General features: G+C 62.1%; 3 protein-coding genes. 1 reads left to right on the forward strand and 2 read right to left on the reverse strand.

Translation table 11 applies throughout. From position 1 onward, the window contains the following. Positions 1-167: 167 nt before the first annotated feature. Entirely contained in the window at positions 168-572 is a 405-nt protein-coding gene (locus tag ACP7A3_RS20845; RefSeq protein WP_066675305.1) for a MerR family transcriptional regulator, read from the reverse strand. 64 nt (positions 573-636) lie between these two features. Here ACP7A3_RS20845 and ACP7A3_RS20850 point away from each other — a divergent pair, with 64 nt between their 5' ends. After that, on the forward strand, positions 637-1,293 hold the full coding sequence (locus ACP7A3_RS20850) for a cation transporter (RefSeq protein WP_066675301.1): 657 nt from the start codon (positions 637-639) through the stop codon (positions 1,291-1,293). 77 nt (positions 1,294-1,370) lie between these two features. On the opposite strand, the gene ACP7A3_RS20855 is transcribed toward ACP7A3_RS20850, so the two are convergent. Then, positions 1,371-3,209 carry a TonB-dependent receptor plug domain-containing protein gene (locus ACP7A3_RS20855; RefSeq protein ID WP_231729948.1) on the reverse strand — a complete coding sequence of 613 codons (1,839 nt, stop codon included), beginning with the start codon at positions 3,207-3,209 and terminating at the stop codon, positions 1,371-1,373. Between the last annotated feature and the right edge of the window lie 519 nt (positions 3,210-3,728).

Below are 3,728 nucleotides of genomic sequence, written 5' to 3' on the forward strand. Positions count from 1 at the left end.
CAACGCTTGATGGATTTTGGTTGGGCCCATCACTCGACGAAGAATTCCCTCAATCAACGGCCCGCCTGCGACCAGCAGCTTGAATGGGTATCTCGCATGTAAATGACCGCGATTGGCCGTAAGGAGAACGGCAGGTATGGACCGCGGAAGGCAAACAACTGCCATTCTTAGGCTGGCGATGCAGGCCCCAATGCTTCGATAATACGGCAATCCGCAACGATGCCGCCATCGCAGGAATCAATTACCGCCTTCAGCTCTTTGCGAAGCGCCGCAAGGTCCGAGAGCTTGCGGTCAACTTCAAGTAGGTGCTCTTTGGCGATCCGGTCGATACCGGCGCAATCGCAGCTGCGGTCGCCCGAGATGCTTAACAGCGCACGGACCTGATCGAGCGAAAACCCGAGGTCGCGGGCCCGGCGGATGAAGGACAGTCGGCCAAGTTCCGCCTGCCCATAGTCCCGGTAGTTGCTCGTTGTCCGCGCCGGCTTAGGCAGCAGGCCGATTTTCTCATAATAGCGGATCGTCTCGATCTTCGTGGCCGTAGCCTTGCCCATATCGCCGATCGTGAATGCCATACCCTTGACCCTGTAGTTGCTACAGGCCCTATATAGCCTGTCATCACCGAAACAGGAGATGCATATGGCCGGCGGATGCTGCGGCGGATCACAGGACAATACCGAAAAGCTGAACGATGCGGCATGGCGGCGCGTGTTATGGATCGCGCTTGTGATCAACGCGGTCATGTTTGGCGTGGAGATTGTCGCCGGTGTCACTGCCGGGTCTGCATCGCTCAAGGCCGATGCGCTCGACTTCCTGGGCGACGCTGCCAACTACGCGATCAGCCTCGGCGTCGCGGGCATGGCGCTGGCGTGGCGAGCGCGGGCGGCTATGGCCAAGGGCGTATCGATTCTGTTGTTCGGGATTTGGGTGCTGGGCAACACGATCTGGATGGCGACGCAGGGCATAGTTCCAGCTGCTGAGACCATGGGGATCGTGGGCGTGATCGCAATGGTCGCGAACCTTGCCTGCGCCGCGATGCTCTGGCGTCACCGCGCGGGTGACGCCAACCGGCGCTCGGTCTGGATCTGCTCGCGCAACGATGCGATCGGCAATATCGCCGTGGTCGCCGCAGCGCTGGGCGTGTTCGGCACCGGCACGGGCTGGCCGGACATCGCTGTCGCAGCAATCATGGCCGCGCTCGCGCTGTCCGGCGGATGGCAGATCATCCACCAGGCGCGCGGTGAACTGAGGAGCAGGCCTATTCTCCGCCGAAGCGAATCCGCACCCCTCCGTTGAGGACAAACCCGTCGGTCGGTGCCCAGGCATCGACCGTCCATGCCCCCGCCGGTGCGCGACGCGGCAGGAGCAGCCGGTCATATTTCGTCTGCCGCACATTGAGCAGGTTTTCGGCATTGAGGAACAGGCTGACCTTGCCCAATATCACTTCGCCCATAGCGCCGAGCTGGACATAGGACCTGCTTTGCGTCCGGTAGGGATTGTCGTCCGGTATAGTATGCCTCGATCCCGAAACGGCCACGCCCTTCCTTCTCCCACATTCCGACAAGGCCCGCGCTGTCTCGGGGCGTCAGTGGTACGATCCGCCGACCAGAGCCATCGAGATCGGGTTCATTCGCGGCGACATGCACGTAGCTGCCGGTCAGAGACAGAGCCTGCCAGCGATAACGTAGCAGCACTTCGGCGCCGCGCGTCCGCGTGACGCCATCGGCATTGATGAGCGTGACATGATCCGCGTCCACCGTCTGCAACTGTTGGGCATGGTCAATGCTCGAGGCAAACAGGTTGAAGTTCGCTTCGAACGGTCCGCTGGCGTAGCCGAAGTCGATCGACCCGCTGTTGGCAAACTCCGCTTTGAGCTTTCCATAAGGCAGAAGGCGCGCAAGGCCATTGGCCTCTGTCTCCTCGACAAACGGTGTCGGCGCGTAGAAGCCGCGTCCCAGCGACGCACGGATCGTCCAGGGCCCAGGGCGATAGAGCGCGGAAAGGCGCGGGCTGACATGTGAGCCATAGTCGCTATGCGCATCCCAGCGCAGGCTCCCCGCCAGGGTCAGCCGGTCGGCCAGTTCCTGCTCACCCTGCACGAAAAGCGCGGGCACGGTATAACTGTAATCGAAGGCTGAGAACGCTTTGGACCGATAGTCGTCCAACTGGATCGCAGCGCCTGCCAGCCATGTCGTCTCGCCTGCCTTGCCGCCGAGCGAGGCCTCAGCGAATGCCGTGCGGTGGCGGTCATTCTCCACTGTCTTGCCGAAGACATGGCGATGCGATTGGGTAACGCCGGACGCGCGCAAACGCAGCGTGCCGATGCCTTCCAGCGGTGTTTCGGCCGTGAGGCCGAGGTCGTAGCGCCGGCTGTGCAGCGTCTGCGCGAACGGCGATCCGTCCGGCGCATTGGCTTCCGGCATCGTTCCGCCGTCGCGCTGCTCCGCCATCGCGCCGAAAGTGACCAAGGCTTTGGTCCCATCGGCAGTGTTGACAAACAGACGGGGCCGGACTGTGAAGCGCTCATAGCCGGGCATGTCGGCCCAGCCGTCATCGTTCAGATCCTGTCGGCTTTGACGGTCATAGCCAGCGGTGACCGAGGCACTGAACACGCTGCTGAGCGGCGCGGCGACATACCCCGTCACATCCTGTCCGTCACGACTGGTAGCATTGAGCAGGAGTTCGCCTTGCGACTCGCTGGCCGGACGACGCGACACCAAATTGATGACGCCGCCCAGTGCTGAGGGACCGTAGAGCGCCGATGCCGCGCCCTTGATGATCTCCACCTGGCCAAGATCGGTGGGCGGGATTTGCAGCAGACCAATGGAGGGTGTCTGCCCACCATAGAGGGGCAATCCGTCGGCCAGGATCTGCGTGTAGCGGCCCTTGAGGCCTTGGATGCGGACATTGGCCGCGCCTAGCGCGGGCGATGTGGTCTGAACCCGCACGCCCGGCGTCTCGCTGACGAGCATGGCGATGTTGCCGGGGCGCATGAGGAGCTTTTCTTCAATCTCCTCGCGATTGATGACATCGACACGGATCGGTTCGTCCTGAACCCTGCGCCCCGTCCGTGTCGCCTGGACCACAATCTCGGTCTCAGCCTCCTCTGTGTGGTCGGCCTGGACCTGTGCTTGCGCATAGGCTGTACCGGCCATCATGGTTGCAATAACCAGCGCGCTGCTCCCGACACAGACCCTGCCGGCACGAACCATCAAACTCACATTGCCCCCGTTCCTGCCCGACATCTGACGCCGGGTACGGAAGGCTCCATAAGACCTGTAGCGACTACAGGGTCAAGAACGGTTTTCAGGATCTGCTATTGGCCGTTGAAACGTCCGGGACGGTGCGCATTGCGTCGGGAGCGCGCGTAGGCCCGGACATTCTCCTGACGGTAACACCGGCAGCCTTGTGTAAGCCGCGCAGCCGATGATGACCTTCAGAAGGCAGCGTGACAGGTCAAGCAGGAACAGTTATCAGGGGGCGCCGAGAATAGAGTAGCAGGGTGGTGTCTCCTGCGCCCGCATATCGTGGGTTCTTCCCTGCCGCGGCGTCAACCTGACCATGTCGGGAAGACGCCTTGTTATGACAGGGCCGTGCTTTCCGATGGAAAAATGCTGATTCCGAGGGAAGCCGCCCCCTCATTCCGAAATGATGCCGCCCCCCTGTTCCGAGAATTACTCGCCCCCTGATTCCGAGATGATGTCGCCCCCTTTGCGGGGATGACGATGAAG

This window comes from Sphingomonas sp. DC5200-1, from assembly GCF_049897245.1.
GTDB lineage: Bacteria > Pseudomonadota > Alphaproteobacteria > Sphingomonadales > Sphingomonadaceae > Sphingomonas > Sphingomonas aquatilis.

What these genes read in the sequence shown, in the direction of transcription:
- ACP7A3_RS20855 (WP_231729948.1), bottom strand. Translation starts at nt 3,209, where the DNA reads ATGGTTCGTGCCGGCAGGGTCTGTGTCGGGAGCAGCGCGCTGGTTATT.
- ACP7A3_RS20845 (WP_066675305.1), bottom strand. Translation starts at nt 572, where the DNA reads ATGGCATTCACGATCGGCGATATGGGCAAGGCTACGGCCACGAAGATC.
- ACP7A3_RS20850 (WP_066675301.1), top strand. Translation starts at nt 637, where the DNA reads ATGGCCGGCGGATGCTGCGGCGGATCACAGGACAATACCGAAAAGCTG.